The sequence below is a fragment of the Rhodohalobacter sp. 8-1 genome, assembly GCF_038150125.1.
Classification (GTDB): domain Bacteria; phylum Bacteroidota; class Rhodothermia; order Balneolales; family Balneolaceae; genus SW132.
This window is the reverse complement of the sequence record NZ_JBBVMF010000002.1, coordinates 362,894-378,372: the sequence shown is the minus strand read 5'-3', so window position 1 is coordinate 378,372 and position 15,479 is coordinate 362,894. Positions and strand designations below refer to the sequence as shown.

Genomic DNA, 15,479 nt, shown 5'->3' with positions numbered 1-15,479 from the left:
GAAATCCAAACCTTAGGGGGTCAATATGCCCGGAATGGGGGGTCAGTATCACCGGAATATCCAGTTCATAAGTTTTGATTTGATTAAGGTTTAATACCAGTTGAATAACTGGTTCTATGAACAACCTAACTTTAGGATAGTTTATTTACACTACATGTTTACGTAGAATATTTTTTATATGATATTGGCTATTATTACTGTTCATAAAATTATTGTAGTCCGAAATGATAAATTGGAAAAATTTATGGATAAGTTTACGGTATTAGGTTAGTAAGAGTCCCCTGAGACACCTTCCAGGTGAGCTTTGAAAACCTCTAACCTAATAGTCTTGCTATACTCTTTTACAGGGTCTCTAATCGGAATCCAGCTTGTAAAGGGAAACCAGATGAGCGTAAATAAGATATGGACAGGCTTTGCACAGCAAAGCCACCTTTAGATGATTCGATAATAATCATACCAACGGCACATGTGATACTGAAGACTCAAACGACCGATGAGCCCCATTAAAAAGCCAAAGAAGAAAATCTCCTTCGGCTTTCATAACATTCCCTTAAATCTGTCAATTATTAATGATAAAACGATGATTTAGAATAATCATTCTTCCACGAGTTTAGACACTAAAACTTTTGGTTTAGGGTTACTATTATCTTTAATGACCAGGTAATATTTATTATTTGATAGTTCCTGTAATTCCTGCTCATCATTAGTAAGGGTAATCTTAAGAGTCTTAGTAACCTGTTGGTATGCTTCTCCAGAGGCATCTTTTAAATCCTTAATCTCTTCTTGTAAAAAGCTTTCAATTTTGGTCCCATTGACTTCAAACGTACTAGCCGTTACGCCTTTTTGATTAAAACTTATTTCTATGCCAACCAAACCACGCTCTAAGGTTATTGCTTTAGCAGTCAAGTCTGTAATTCCCTTTTCTTTTTGATCAACTTTTTTACCTGCTACAGCAAGTGTTTTAAATAGAATTATCGTTTCATGTGGATCAGATATTTTTCCGTCATCTTCGTCTTTTATCCATTCTCTAACTTGCAGTACTACATTTAACTTTTGTCCAGGTTCTAATATTTCTTTTGATTCGAATTCAAAGCTCACATGTTTATCACTTACCCAAGCATTTTCATGAGGTAAGCTGTTGATGATAATTTCACCATCAGTTGTTGTTACAGTTGAAATAAAACTACTAAGTTCATTATTGGGGTTGGGATAAGTGTTTCTAGTATTTGTAGTTGTATTTGTATTATTAGAGCTAGATAATGATTTTTCTTCTAAAAATTTATCGTAATTAGAATTGGTATCTATTCCCTCTTTAGTAGCTTTATACAAGTTGTTTATTTTTCTATGAACATTAAGTCCTGTGCCATTGAACATTAAATGACCAGTATATTTGTTAGTATTATTATCAAATGATTGATTTAATATTGTAACACCTGTAAGATCTATTCTTGAAAAATTACCCAACTGTTGAGTCATTAAAGTTTTTTGTATAGTTCTGAAACCCATACCATATACATTTGGATTCCAAGTATTTCCCTTTTTAAATTTTTCAGTTGGTATATAATGCCACTTGTATGAAAAAACGGGAGATTTTTTGGAGTTAGTAATTGCTGCCAAAGCATTGTTAAAAGTTGAATTTTCAAATTTTTGAATTAATTCAGATCCACTTATTTCAAGTTTTTCTGGAGTTCCATTAGCTTCAATGTTACTGACAAGTATTAGCAGTTCAACCTGAAATGATTGAGCTTTTAATTTGGTGGAGCCAGATAAATCTTTGGTGCCAAAATAATCGAATACCACCCTGTCAGGCTCCGTTATATTAGCAGCAAACTCTGGTTGAGAAACAATTGCATCAAGTTCAGATAACTGCTGTATTAAACTTTCCAGCTTTCCTTCCATTAAAATTCCTGACGCTCCAATACCGGCAAAGGCGCTCGCAGTTAATTCCTTTAAAGCTGATGAAAATTCGGAAACAATTTGAGAGTATCCCATCGGAGCTACAGCGATGATATTAAATGTAGTTTCTTCATCATTTATATGTGGCGGAGCCAATAGAAGTTCGGCGTGTCCTCGGTAATTTTTTGAGGTATATCTTCCTGGTGTAAAATTAATATCAACTGGCATCATATACATCTTATGTGTTTCTGAGGCCAACGGTGATAAATTCATTCTGCGTAATAACCCTCTCCCACCTAATTGGGCATTTACAACAGCAGTAATCAGTTCTCGGAAAGCAACTTCCTTATCTCCAGAATCTTCAGGGCTGGCCAAAGATTTGTATGAATATATATTTTCAGGTTGATCGACGAAACTTTTAGTTAGTGAGGAATTTTGATTGCTGCTAGATGAAAAACTAGAATCTTCATCTCGAACTGTATTGTTGGAAGTAGAACCACCTTCGTTATTCATAACAGATGTCTGGGTAATAGAAGAGCTTTCATTGATTTGAGATGAGTCAGAGGTATTTTTTTCCAATGATTTAGCAATAAAATCACGAGCACTTAAATTTAACCCAAAACTGTTTCTGTTGCTGTTTGAAATAGAAGCCTGTCTAGTGCCCGAAATGGCATTGTATATAAATGATGCTTCCAAAAGATCACCTAAATCAAGTAGTTTTTCTTTTGTACTGATTTCTGTCATCCGGGATGGATAAACCGATATATTTCCTCGGTTAATTTCGTATTCATCCTTATTTTCACCATAATCTGGTATTGAAGTTGAAAGATTTTTAGTAGTAGAAGGACATCCAATAAAAAAAAGGCTGAATAAAAAGATTATGAAGAATAATGTTATAGATTTCATGCTAGATTGGTTTGTGAGTGTTTATACGAGTATAAAAATTTGATTAGTAATTATAACTACATAATTATGTAGTATATGACTCATATTATTTTATCGATACTTTTTTAAATTGAGTCCGTTCAAATTATTTTCTTGATCACAAGAATTAAGTTGGCTTGTGTAATCGATTTTATTGGTCCGAAAGGAGGGTTTAAAACCTTGCACTTTCAGTGCAGAACTTTAGAGTTTCGAAAAGTCTAAAAAGTGGTATCCTTTAAGCTATGGGAAAGCCAATGCGCAAAGGAAGTCACACAACGAATCGTTTAACGTGTCACATTGTGTGGGTCACGAAATATCGATGTCGTGTGCTGAAATGAGATATCCAGAAACGATGTCGTGAACTGGTCATTCAGATCTGTGATGTGGAGGAAGTGGAGATTTTGAAAGGAGTTGTCAGCAAAGACCATGTCCACATCCAAATTGAATATCTACCCCGCACTTCGATAAGTCAATTAGTGAAACGAATTAAAGGACACTCGTCGAGAATGATTCAGACAGAATACCCTGAGTTAAAGAAAAGGTATTGGGGCCGGAACTTTTGGGAGACTGGATATAGAGAATAGAGCACCGGGAATATAACTGATTAGATGGTTCAGGCGTACCTGGAGCACCACAGAAGCAAGGTGATCGGTGACGTCTCAGGTTTCATCTTGGAATAGAACTTTAGTCCGTTATTAAACCCATGTACTTTCAGTGCAGGGTGGTTTAGTGATAGGATTAATTTCTCAGAACAAAAAAATTTGTTTTTGAAACTTGTGAACTTAAACTTTGTGTTTTATTAGGCAAATTCACTTTTCCGGTCTCTGTACACAATTTCTGATAGTAGGGTAGGAATTGACTGCATGATGATGCAGTGATTTAGGCCATCGATCTCATTACATTGCATGAAACACAAGGGACAATCCCAAGATGAGCCGGAGTGTACATGACCATCATATCCATAATTGAAGACAATGCAACACTTCGGGAGAGCTGGAAAGATTTTTTGAACCAGCAGGAGGAGATTGAAGAGGTGTTTGGGTTTGAATCTGTCAGGCAGGCTATACATTCAACGCATTTGAAAGAGTCGGAGATACTACTGCTTGATATTCAGCTTCCGGGTATCAACGGTATAGACGGGATTCCGCTGATCCTCAAGGAAAATCCCGAAATTAAAATACTGATGGTCTCGGTTCTGGATGATGAAGAACATATCTTTAAGGCGCTGAAAGCCGGTGCCGTGGGCTATATGGACAAAAATGTCAGGCCTGATGATCTACTTCAGTCTATCCAGGATATCTTAGAGGGAGGGTCTCCTATCAGTCCGCTCATCGCCGGTAAAATCGTTGATTTTTTCAAAGATCAAAACAAAGAGGATGATATTCATCTAAACAAAAGAGAGAAAAAAATCCTGTCTCTAATGATAGACGGAAAAACATTTGCAGAAATAGGAAAAATCATTTATTTAAGTGTAGACGGAGTCCGTTATCATGTAAGAAATATTTACTACAAACTACAGGTCAACAACAAAGCTGCCGCCATATCAATCGCCATTAAACGACAGCTTCTTTGAGTCCTGTACAGTGAGAGGGATACATGCTTTTAGGTTATGTGCTTACAAGCTTCCTGATGCTCCAGTCGGCGTCGTATCAAGAGCCTGACGTTGAGCAATATGTGATCGAGCAGTTTTCAACGGCTGACGGGCTTGGTGAATCCTTAGTTACGGACGTCGTGAGAGATTCAACCGGCTATTTGTGGATTGCCCATCAGTCGGGAGTCACACGATATGACGGATATACGTTTAAAAATTATGCACATGGTGATTACTCGAACATAAAAGGCCGCAATATTCGAAGGCTGCATGTCGACAAAAATCAAACACTGTGGGCCATTTCAGATGTCGGTTATATTAACAAATACGATCAGGACCTGCAGGATTTTGTTCCACAGCCGATGGCTCCCGAATCCCTGAGAGATCACGACTGGTACTCGTTTATCGAACACTCTCCTGATACGGTCTTACTCCAGTTCGTTGACCAGCCGACCTATGAAAGCCTGAAACTTCTCTATTTCAATCCATCGATTCAGGAGTATGGCCATATGCATCTGCCCATCACAGAAGAAGACCAGAGGTACTTAGATAATCAAATAAAACCGGAAGATTCTGTACTATATTTCTATGACACCACAGATGATGGAACAGAGTGGCTTGGAATCACGGATGCGGTCCTCAGAAAAGCACCAACAGATACAGTGTTTCAAGTTGTTCGCACTGCTGATCCTCCAAATGATCTACGTGGTGCCCGGAAGATCTTTTTTGAGGGTGATAGTCTCGCTTGGTTTTCGAGTGTTGACAGAGGGATGCTGCTATACAATCGACATGAGGAGAGCTTACATGAGTATAGATTTAATCCACCGGAAGAGGGATGGGTCAACCATTTTATTCCTGATGCCACGAAATCTCCAAAAAAGCCTAATCAGTTTTGGTTAGGTACGAGAGTGTCATCACTCGTTTATTTTGATACTAACTCAAGAACATTTGTTGAAATAGAAGATAAGTACAACCGTCTACCCAGCGATATCATGCGTGTTTATGTAGATGAACAAGACATACTTTGGGCCGGCACGAAAGGCGGGGGACTCACTAAAATCAATCCGCTGACACGTAAAAGCAGGCGGTTACTAACAACTGAATCTATTAAAGGTGACGAAATTGCGCTTCAAATTCTCCACATGCGCGCCATTGATGATTCCACGTTTTTTGTGAGTACGTATGAAAACGGCTACTACCTAATGGATCATCTCGGCAATGTTTTGTTTCACAATAATGAGGTGGCGGAGGGTCACTTACCTCATATTTCCGTATGGTCAGGATGGGATGGAGCCGATACATTTTGGGCGTCAACATCCTACAGGCTGGCGAGTTTTGATAAGAACGTATATGATCATGAAAATGCCGAGTGGGAGTGGTACCCTGTTCAGCAGCAAGATACAATTACCGGGCCTGCGCCTGATTTGATGCGAACTCTGGCAGGAGATAAGAAGGGAAGGGTTTGGGTTGGCAGCCGGAATGGGTTGCATGAGTATTCGTCACTAAATGATCGATGGACGACATACCATTCAGATTCCAATATTGAGAATTCATTTGCTGAGGATTTCATTATATCGACCTATTTTGACGACCGGCAAAATCGATTATGGGTTGGTCATAACACAAAGGGAGTATCGGTTATAGAATGGATAGGCGGGAAACCTGTTATATCACGCCTGTTTCCTGATGAACAAGTTGATCAGCTGCTACAAATTTATGGCTTTGAAAAGATCGAAGGAGGAAGGACGCTGGCATTGACAGATCAGGGCGTATTTGAAATAGATGAAAAACTGAGGACTATGATACCGGCTGCGGAATTCTCTCACTTGAAGGGTGAACGTGTGAATAGTATTTACAAAGACAGCAAAAACAGGTGGTGGGCCGGGACGAACCAGGGAATTGTAATTTCAGATCATACTGGCAGAGTCATTCGGCTGGATGAGCGAGATGGGATGTTCAATCGGGAAATATCTTATTCTCTACTCAAAAGCAACACCGGAGAACTTTGGGTGTCTACCTATAATGGGATCGTGGCATTTGAAACAGATAGCCTGACGATTCCATCCAATGGTTACGATATAAATGTTGTCTCGTTTGAAGTTTTAGGATCTGAAAAGACATTCAAACCTGATCGAGACATGATGCTCAACTACGATGAAAACAACTTTAAACTGAGTGTTTCCAATTTCGATTTGCGTGATCCGGAATCACAAAAGTGGTTTTTCAGATTGAATGGTTACTCGGATCAATGGCTGCCGGCTACAGATCAAAATATTATGCAGTTTACAAATTTGGGTCCGGGTGATTATCAAATGGACGTTAGAGTAGAATCCAAGTACGGGTATACTCAAGTTGCATCGTCGCTACTCTCAATCACAATTGACCCGGCCTTTTGGCAAACAACACTATTTGAAACATTTGTTGCGATACTTTTTCTTGGGATTGCCGGAGGCTACATCTACCAGAGATACAAGCACCTTTCCGATATAAGAAAAGAACGGAACCGGATCATGGGAGATCTTCACGATGACCTGGCGTCGGTGCTCGCCAGTATCAATTTTAATATTAACACACTAAAACCTGGTCAAAATCTGGGGAATGATAAATTTGAGCAGCTATAGAAAACCTCTGATATGGCTGTTGAAACGATGCGGGATTTGATGTGGTCAGTTGATCCAAAAAAGGATACCTGGGGAAATTTTATTAAAGCGTGTCAGGGCTATGTTCAAAATGTAATAGGAAAAAACCACTGGACAATCGACTGGGAAATTGAGGGAGATCCGCAAATCCGGATCAACCCTGGTATGCGAAAACAGCTGTTCCTTGTTTTCAAAGAGATCATAACCAATATATTAAAACATGCCTCAGCGAATAAAGTAAGTATGACGCTAAGGTATGATCAGGGCATTCATATCCTTATTTCTGACGACGGCGTCGGCTTTGATTCTTCCAATCTTGAAAATTTTGATGGAGTCGGGCTCAGATCTGTTTGTCGCAGGCTCGATGATTTGAATGCAGAATACAAGGTAGAAAGTGCCGAGGGAGAGGGCATTTTATGGCAAATTACGGTGCCGGTGAAGTAAAGTTTAATGTTGATACGAAATTACGTGTAGCTCAAAGAAATTTACAGCTCAACCTGAACCACAAATACCATTAAAATATTCTTTTTCAAATTATTATGAGCAGGTATTTACGGACGTTCTGCCGGTGGCCAAAGTTCTCTTGGCGGACTGCTGTTTCATCCCGAACATTACCATGTAGCCGTGTCGTCCGTCGGATGTCATGACAACCGAATGGACAAAATATGGTGGAACGAGCAGTGGATGGGCTGGCCAATAGGTCTGCAGTACGCGGCCTCCTCTAATGTAGAACACGCTCATAATCTCCAGGGGAATGTGCTGCTTGTTGTGGGCGAATTGGATACAAACGTCGATCCCGCCTCCACTTACCAGGTGGCTGATGCGCTGATCAAGGCGAACAAGGATTTCGATTTTATCGCAATTCCCGGAGCTGGACACGGGTCCATCGGCAGGTATGAGGAGCGTAAACGCTTCGATTACTTTGTGAAACATTTGCAGGGTGAAACGACTCCTGACTGGAACCAGATGGCTGACGATGTAAGCGATTCAGAATAAAAGATGAAGGTCTTCACTTTTTCGATTAAATTAAGCCCAATTATAAGGAGGCTGCTGATTCTAAACTATCAAACCACGGCAGCTTTACCTTTATTTACTGACTAAACATTTCAATTTATACAGGGTCATATGGCAAAAACTACAGTCGAACGGTTTGCGACAAAATGGGGGCTGATTTTAAGTGTTCTTGGAATTGCGGTTGGAACCGGGAACATCTGGCGGTTTCCCCGGATCGCGGCTCAGAATGGAACTGAAGATGGAGCCGGAGCCTTTTTAGTAGCGTGGGTCACGTTCCTGTTTATCTGGTCCATTCCGCTGATTATTGCTGAGTACGGCATTGGACGCCACGGCAGGCAGGGCGTGGTTGGGTCCTTCATCAAAATGATTGGTGAAAAATTTGCATGGATGGGGGCTTTCATTGGATTCGTTGCCACAGCCATCATGTTTTACTACAGCGTGGTTGCCGGTTGGTGCCTTTACTATTTGCTCGAATCATTGTTTGCGTCACTTCCCGAGAGCGTTGAGCAGGCCGATTTGGTCTGGACAGGATTTCAAAGCTCAGTGTTTCCCTCCCTGTTTCATGCAATTATGATAACGTTGGGTGGACTTGTAATTTTGAAAGGCGTGAAAAGTATTGAACGGATCAACAAAATTTTGATTCCATCTCTGATCCTGGTTTTAATTGTTTCGCTGATCAGGGCATTAACGCTTGAAGGCAGCAGTGCAGGGGTCGCATACCTTTTTACTCCCGATTGGAGTACTCTCAAAGAGCCGCAAATCTGGCTCGAGGCACTCACGCAAAACGCATGGGATACCGGCGCGGCCTGGGGACTTATACTCACCTACGGAGCCTACATGAGAATGCAGGATAACATTACTGTCAGTGCACTGCAGACTGGTATTGGAAATAATATGATATCGCTGATTGCCGCTGTTATCATTTTTTCTACTGTATTCGGGATTCTCGGCGATGATATGACAAACGGTGAAATCCTGGGAGTGATGCAAACGTCAGGCCCTGCTTCAACCGGCCTCACATTTATGTGGATGCCGCAGCTGTTCGATTCCATGCCGGGAGGGCAAATTTTTGCCATTCTCTTTTTCCTTGGGCTCACGTTCGCTGCATTCAGTTCGCTCATTTCGATGATTGAACTCGCTACTAAAGTTTTTGTCGACATGGGAATATCTCGAAAAAAAGCGGCCATCGGCGTCTGTATTGCCGGATTTCTGTTCGGCCTGCCATCAGCTCTGTCGCTTGATTTCTTCGCCAACCAGGATTTTGTGTGGGGCGTCGGTCTGATGGTCTCCGGCGGTTTTATGTCGTTTGCTGTGATTGGATTCGGTCCCGAAAAATTTAGAAAAACAGTTGTGAATGCCCATGATACCGGTCTTCAGCTGGGCAAATGGTGGACATTTATCTTGAAGTATGTAGTGCCGGTCCAGGTGGTCAGTTTGCTTGCGTGGTGGATCTACCTGAGTGCCGCGGTGTATGCCCCCGACACCTGGTATAATCCACTGAGTCCGTTTTCGGTGGCCACCGTTTTTGTGCAGTGGGGCGTGGTGATGGTGCTTTTTATCATTTATAACCGTCAGATTGCAAATAAGACGCTGGGGAAAACTGATTAAGTGGTGGGTTCAGGGTAAGACCTCCGGTTTTTCACAAAGTGATCCCTTCGGGGCGGAAACCTTGGAGGTCTGCTCAATGGCACAGATTAGCAATATCACTACAGGTGTTCCGAACGCTTGGAGGGTTTCGATCTAATCTAAACTTTGACCCATAGGCGATTATGAGAATTCAAACCTATGCATATTCAGTCGCTATAGCGGCTCTATTGCTTTTATCCGGCTGCGTCACAACTGGCTCGTCAGGCAGCAGTAACAGTGATAATTCAGATGCGATTGAAGTTCACGATCCGTCGCTTACTCTTGCTGATTACATTCGCCGCGCAGGCGGCGTGAGTGTTCACAATATTGATGGCCAAACCCGAGTCAGGATTCGCGGTAATCTGTCGTTTAACTCAACATCAGACCCGATGTTTGTGGTTGATGGCGTGAGAATGGGCAATGATTATAACCGGGTGGAGAATTTGATTCCGCTCGATTTCATTAATTAGATACAGATTCTAAAAGGGCCGGACGCGTCTTCTCGTTTTGGACTAGCTGCCAGCAGCGGCGCGATAATCATTACGACAAAACAGAGATAGTTATTTTGGGATATAAAAATATCTTCAGAAATTTTATCGGGCAATTTCTCTGGCGCAGTTTAAAAAGTGTCACCTACATTTTGAAACATGCCTTGGTTTGCGAATATGAAACCGGCCACACCACAACAGTTGCATTTGATCTTTCAACTACGCTTGAGTAAATAACTCACTTCTATCTGTGTTTACAGGACTCCTCCAGAGAGAAGAGTTTTTTTCAATACTGAAGATATTTTAATCGTTTACTGCAGATTCACTTGTTGTTTATAAAAATATTTAGTATTTCCTTAAGTGTTTCAATAACACTAAATAACATCAGTATTACATGCTTAAAACAATATGTGAAAAGCGCTTTCAGTCAACGTCTCGAATCCAAAGAATGCTGCCCGCAATACTGATTTGCATAGCAACTACAATTTTTGTCACAGCTTGTAATCAATCCCAATCAATTAACTCATCAAACATAGTGAAAGAAGAATTTGGTCAACTTAGCGACGGACAAACAGCTCACCTGTTTACTCTCACCAACGAGAATGGAATAGAGACTAAAATCACAAATTATGGCGGTATTATTGTCTCGCTTAAAACGCCCGACAAAGACGGTAATATCGAAAATATTGTTTTAGGATTTGATGACCTTGACTCGTACCTGGGCGAACATCCGTACTTTGGAGCGCTTATAGGCCGCTATGGTAACCGGATTGAAAACGGGGAGTTCGAGCTGGGTGGAACCGAATATCAGCTGACAGTGAACGATGGCGATCATCATCTGCATGGGGGCACAAAGGGCTTCGATAAAGTGTTGTGGGATGCAGAAATAATTAACGATAACACTCTGAAGCTCAGCTATACGAGTGAAGATGGCGAACAAGGCTATCCCGGCCGGCTGGATGTTACCGCAACTTATATCCTGACAGATAACGATGAGCTGCGGCTTGAATTTGAAGCCACTACTGATCAAGCCACGCCCGTTAATCTAACGGCGCATAGTTATTTTAACCTGACCGGCGATCCTTCCAATACGATTTTAAATCACGAGCTGAAGATCCATGCCGACAGCTACACGCCTGTAACGGCCGACTTAATCCCAACAGGTGAAATAAAGCCGGTAGAGGGCACTCCATTCGATTTTACTGAATTCAAAACCATTGGATCTCGCATTGAAAATGTTTCGGGCGGTTATGATCATAATTTTGTGACCGATAATAATGAAAACGGTATATCACTCCAGGCTGAAGTTAGGGAGCCTGGATCGGGGAGAACATTAAATGTCTTATCCACAGAACCTGGAATTCAGTTTTATTCCGGTAACTTTCTGGATGGCAAATTAACAAACCGAGATGGGATTGAACTTGAAAAGTACTCAGGTTTTTGTCTTGAACCTCAGCATTTTCCGAATTCACCAAATGAACCCAATTTTCCGTCAACGATATTAAATCCGGGCGAGACATATCGTAATGTAATTGTGTATGAATTTGGCGCTAAATAATTTAACGTCAAATTCCTAATCTATTAAAGGGATCATGCTCAATTATAATTGACAATTTTGAGGCAGAAATGCGGTATTTTCTGTTCTGATAACTAACATTATTTTATGGATTATTCTTATTCTGAACATAAGCAGTGCTACGTGGCACTCGACTGTATTATATTTGGCTTCGACCGCAAGGATCTGAAACTGCTATTAATCAAAAGAAACTTTGAACCCCGAAAAGGGGACTGGTCTTTGATGGGGGGATTTCTTGAGTCGGATGAAAGCCTTGATGAGGCGGCCAGCCGAATACTTTCTTCCCTTACCGGTTTGAAAGATATTTACCTCGAACAACTTAAAGGATTCGGTAAAGTTGACCGTGATCCTGTTGCCCGTACGATATCAGTTGCCTACTACGCTTTGATTAATCTAAATGATCATGATAAAAATCTTCTTCCGGAATTTGGTGCCAAGTGGTTTCCTATCGATGAGCTGCCGAACCTGATTTTTGATCACGAAGAGATGGTAAGCCTGGCAAAGGCTCGTTTACGTCATAAAGCATCAAACCAGCCGGTCGGTTTTGAGCTGTTACCGGATACCTTTACTCTTCCGGAACTTCAGCAGCTGTATGAAGCGATCTATGAGACAAGCCTCGATAAACGTAATTTTCGTCGTCGCATTTTATCGATGAATGTTCTTGAGAAGACAGACAAAAAACAGAAGAAGTATTCCAAGAAGGGGGCCTACCTTTATAAGTTCGACGAAGACAAGTACTCGGAACAGAAGAACAAGAATGGCGGAACAAAAATGATGTTCAAGCCGCCGAAAGTATAGGCTTCGGCATTAGCTTATCTTAAAAGAATCCTTCCGAGATTTCTTATGTGATAAAGATTCGATAATCACTGAAATGAAAAACCGTCCGTAAAATGTGATAGCCGTGGTTTCTCGCTGGCGCTTGAGTACATAAACTGGTTTTATCAAATATCGAATTGCTCCATATTTCTGGGTTTGGCACCTATAGCTATTTGAAAAAAGTTTGGCCTTAGGTTTACAACTCTTAAATGGATTCCGGATCTCCATTGCTAAATTAAATCCCTGGTTTTGCAAATCCCTCTCTAAACCATATTTCATCCCGTAGGTTCGGAGATTAATCTCTGATCAACTGTCTTACAAAACTCTCTTCAACTATTTATAAATTTGCAATTACAAGAAAGTAGCATTTGACGCACTCCTCGAAAAGTGTTACAATAACACTTACTTACTAGTCCTTGATATGAAAGTGTTAACGGGCATACATCATTGAGTACAAGTTGACATCAACCAAACAGCATAAAGATGGTGAAAGAAGCTGCTGATCTAGTCATTGGTATTGATTTTGGCACGGATTCCGTTCGTGCCATTTTGATTGATATAAACGGTAATGTAAGAGGAGTTTCCACATCAGAATACCCGCGATGGAAGCAGGGGCTTTACTGTAATCCTTCACAGAATCAATTTCGTCAGCATCCTCTGGATTACCTCGAGTCGATGGAAACAGCCGTGAGCGAGATTGTTTCTGATCTGTCTGTCGAGGAAAAATCCTTAGTTAAAGGCATGTCAATTGATACAACCGGGTCGACGCCGGTAGCGGTAACTCAGAAAGGTGAACCACTTGCGTTAACTGAAGGATTTCAAGAGAATCCGAACGCGATGTTTATACTCTGGAAAGATCACACCGCGATTGAAGAAGCAGGTGAAATTAACGCACTCGCCTCTGCCTGGCCAGAAACGAACTACACAAAGTATGTCGGCGGAATTTACTCGTCAGAATGGTTTTGGGCGAAGTTATTACACATTAGCAGAATGGATGAAAATGTGCGTGACGCCGCTTATTCCTGGGCCGAACACTGCGACTGGATTACCTTCGAACTAACTGGTGGAACAGATGTCGCCAGTATGAAGAGAAGCCGTTGTGCTGCAGGACATAAAGCGATGTGGCATGAAGAATTTGACGGGCTGCCGTCGGAGGAATTTTTATCCTCATTGGACCCTCTGCTGTCAGGTTTGAGGGAGAGGCTTTACAGAACTACTGAAACATCTGATCAGGCTGCGGGATCGCTATCCTCCAAATGGGCTGAAAAATGGAGTTTGAATACGGACATCACGATAGGGGTGGGGGCTTTTGATGCTCATATGGGTGCCGTTGGTGGAGAAATTAAACCCTACTATCTTAGCCGTGTGATGGGGACATCAACATGTGATATGCTGGTTGTACCTCACAACGATATCGATGGAAAATTGATCCGCGGTATTTGTGGTCAGGTTGATGGATCCGTAATCCCGGGCTTAATGGGTCTCGAGGCTGGGCAGTCGGCTTTTGGAGATGTGTATGCATGGTTTAAAGATATATTACAGTGGCCGGTAAAGCATGGATTGGAGGATATCGATTTTTTAAACAGCTCAGAAAAAAAGCGCTTACAAACCCACCTGGATAATCACACCATCCAAATTCTTTCCGATGCCGCATCAAAACTAGAGCCGTCACCCGATGACGAAATCGCCCTCGACTGGCTTAACGGCCGCCGTACACCGGATGCAGATCAACATCTGAAAGCAGCATTTGAGGGACTTAACCTGGCCACCGACGCCCCTCATATGTTTAAAGCACTTGTTGAAGCTACATGCTTTGGAGCAAAAGCGATTGTTGAGCGTTTTGAATCCGAAGGAATTGAAATTGATGGTGTGATAGGCTTGGGGGGAGTGGCAAAGAAGTCACCCTATGTCATGCAAACGCTTGCCAATGTACTCGATATGCCCATTAAAATTGTACGGTCTGATGAAACGTGTGCGATGGGTGCAGCTATGTTTGCGGCAACGGCTGCAGGCCTTTTTCCAACAGTTGAAAAGGCAATGACCTCTATGGGAGACGGGTTTGAAAAAACATATCACCCGGATAAACAGAAGACTGATATCTACAAAGAACTTTACAGCAGATATCAGCAATTTGGTGAGGTCATCGAAGCGAGAGCACATATAGAAAATGACGAAACAAAGGCACAGTTATGAGCACGTATTTTGGGATCAAAGAGAAAGCGTATAAAGCCAATATGCGACTCCCCGAGCTGAAGCTCGTATTGTTTACATTCGGTAACGCCAGTGCAGCTGACCGTGATAATCGCGTGTTTGCCATCAAGCCAAGCGGTGTGCCTTATGATGATCTTGAGCCCGGTGATATGGTTATTGTCGACTTTAACGGAAAGGTTGTTGAAGGTTCACTGCGCCCTTCATCAGATACGCTAACTCATGCCGCTTTGTACAAACATTGGGAAAACGTGGGCGGGGTCGTTCACACTCACTCAACCTATGCCACAGCCTGGGCACAGTCTCTGACGGATCTGCCTATTCTGGGAACCACTCACGCCGATCATCTTGCAATGGATATTCCTTGTACGCAGCCAATGGCAGATGACAAGATTGAGGGCGATTATGAATTTGAAACCGGTATGCAGATCATCTCGGAATTCAGGAACCGAGAAATCTCTCATGAAGATGCCGGTATGATATTGGTTGGCAGCCATGCTCCATTTACATGGGGCAAATCAGTGGATGAAGCAGTTTATAAAAGTGCTGTTCTGGAAGAAGTTGCAAAAATGGCTTCCATTACCAAGCAAATAAGGCCGGATGCGCCTAAACTAAAACAAACCCTCATCAAGAAACATTTTCAGCGAAAGCATGGAAAGGATGCCTACTACGGGCAGGGGTAATTTAAATCTTAACGATAG

General features: G+C 41.8%; 11 protein-coding genes and 2 pseudogenes. 12 read left to right on the top strand and 1 reads right to left on the bottom strand.

Annotated features, from left to right (window positions below):
* Positions 1-594: 594 nt before the first annotated feature.
* Positions 595-2,802: a hypothetical protein gene (locus tag AABW11_RS03180; protein WP_340103319.1), complete on the bottom strand. Its 2,208-nt coding sequence runs from the start codon at positions 2,800-2,802 to the stop codon at positions 595-597.
* Positions 2,803-3,062: 260 nt separating this feature from the next.
* Here AABW11_RS03180 and tnpA point away from each other — a divergent pair.
* The 12 genes and pseudogenes from tnpA to araD all read left to right on the top strand — a co-directional run bounded on the left by tnpA (position 3,063) and on the right by araD (position 15,461).
* A pseudogene (gene tnpA, locus AABW11_RS03175) lies at positions 3,063-3,500 on the top strand (IS200/IS605 family transposase).
* Between the two features lie 266 nt (positions 3,501-3,766).
* Entirely contained in the window at positions 3,767-4,393 is a 627-nt protein-coding gene (locus tag AABW11_RS03170; protein WP_340103318.1) for a response regulator transcription factor, read from the top strand.
* A 23-nt stretch (positions 4,394-4,416) separates the two neighbouring features.
* The gene (locus AABW11_RS03165; protein WP_340103317.1) at positions 4,417-7,032 is read left to right on the top strand and encodes a ligand-binding sensor domain-containing protein; all 2,616 of its coding nucleotides are present in this window, start codon (positions 4,417-4,419) and stop codon (positions 7,030-7,032) included.
* 12 nt (positions 7,033-7,044) lie between these two features.
* Complete coding sequence (locus tag AABW11_RS03160) at positions 7,045-7,494, top strand: sensor histidine kinase (RefSeq protein WP_340103316.1); 450 nt, start codon at positions 7,045-7,047, stop codon at positions 7,492-7,494.
* Between the two features lie 102 nt (positions 7,495-7,596).
* Positions 7,597-8,046: pseudogene (locus AABW11_RS03155) on the top strand (prolyl oligopeptidase family serine peptidase); the annotation flags it as partial.
* A 129-nt stretch (positions 8,047-8,175) separates the two neighbouring features.
* On the top strand, positions 8,176-9,672 hold the full coding sequence (locus tag AABW11_RS03150; RefSeq protein WP_340103315.1) for a sodium-dependent transporter: 1,497 nt from the start codon (positions 8,176-8,178) through the stop codon (positions 9,670-9,672).
* Between the two features lie 161 nt (positions 9,673-9,833).
* On the top strand, positions 9,834-10,160 hold the full coding sequence (locus AABW11_RS03145) for a TonB-dependent receptor plug domain-containing protein (RefSeq protein ID WP_340103314.1): 327 nt from the start codon (positions 9,834-9,836) through the stop codon (positions 10,158-10,160).
* A 95-nt stretch (positions 10,161-10,255) separates the two neighbouring features.
* On the top strand, positions 10,256-10,411 hold the full coding sequence (locus AABW11_RS03140) for a hypothetical protein (protein WP_340103313.1): 156 nt from the start codon (positions 10,256-10,258) through the stop codon (positions 10,409-10,411).
* Positions 10,412-10,713: 302 nt separating this feature from the next.
* Complete coding sequence (locus AABW11_RS03135; RefSeq protein ID WP_340103312.1) at positions 10,714-11,736, top strand: aldose epimerase family protein; 1,023 nt, start codon at positions 10,714-10,716, stop codon at positions 11,734-11,736.
* 105 nt (positions 11,737-11,841) lie between these two features.
* A complete protein-coding gene (locus AABW11_RS03130) occupies positions 11,842-12,552 on the top strand; it encodes an NUDIX hydrolase (protein WP_340103311.1) in 711 nt (236 codons plus the stop codon).
* Positions 12,553-13,053: 501 nt separating this feature from the next.
* Positions 13,054-14,763, top strand: a complete 1,710-nt coding sequence (locus AABW11_RS03125; protein WP_340103310.1) for a ribulokinase — start codon at positions 13,054-13,056, stop codon at positions 14,761-14,763.
* Positions 14,760-15,461 carry an L-ribulose-5-phosphate 4-epimerase AraD gene (araD, locus tag AABW11_RS03120; protein WP_340103309.1) on the top strand — a complete coding sequence of 234 codons (702 nt, stop codon included), beginning with the start codon at positions 14,760-14,762 and terminating at the stop codon, positions 15,459-15,461. The genes AABW11_RS03125 and araD overlap by 4 nt, the downstream gene beginning before the upstream one ends.
* Positions 15,462-15,479: the final 18 nt, after the last annotated feature.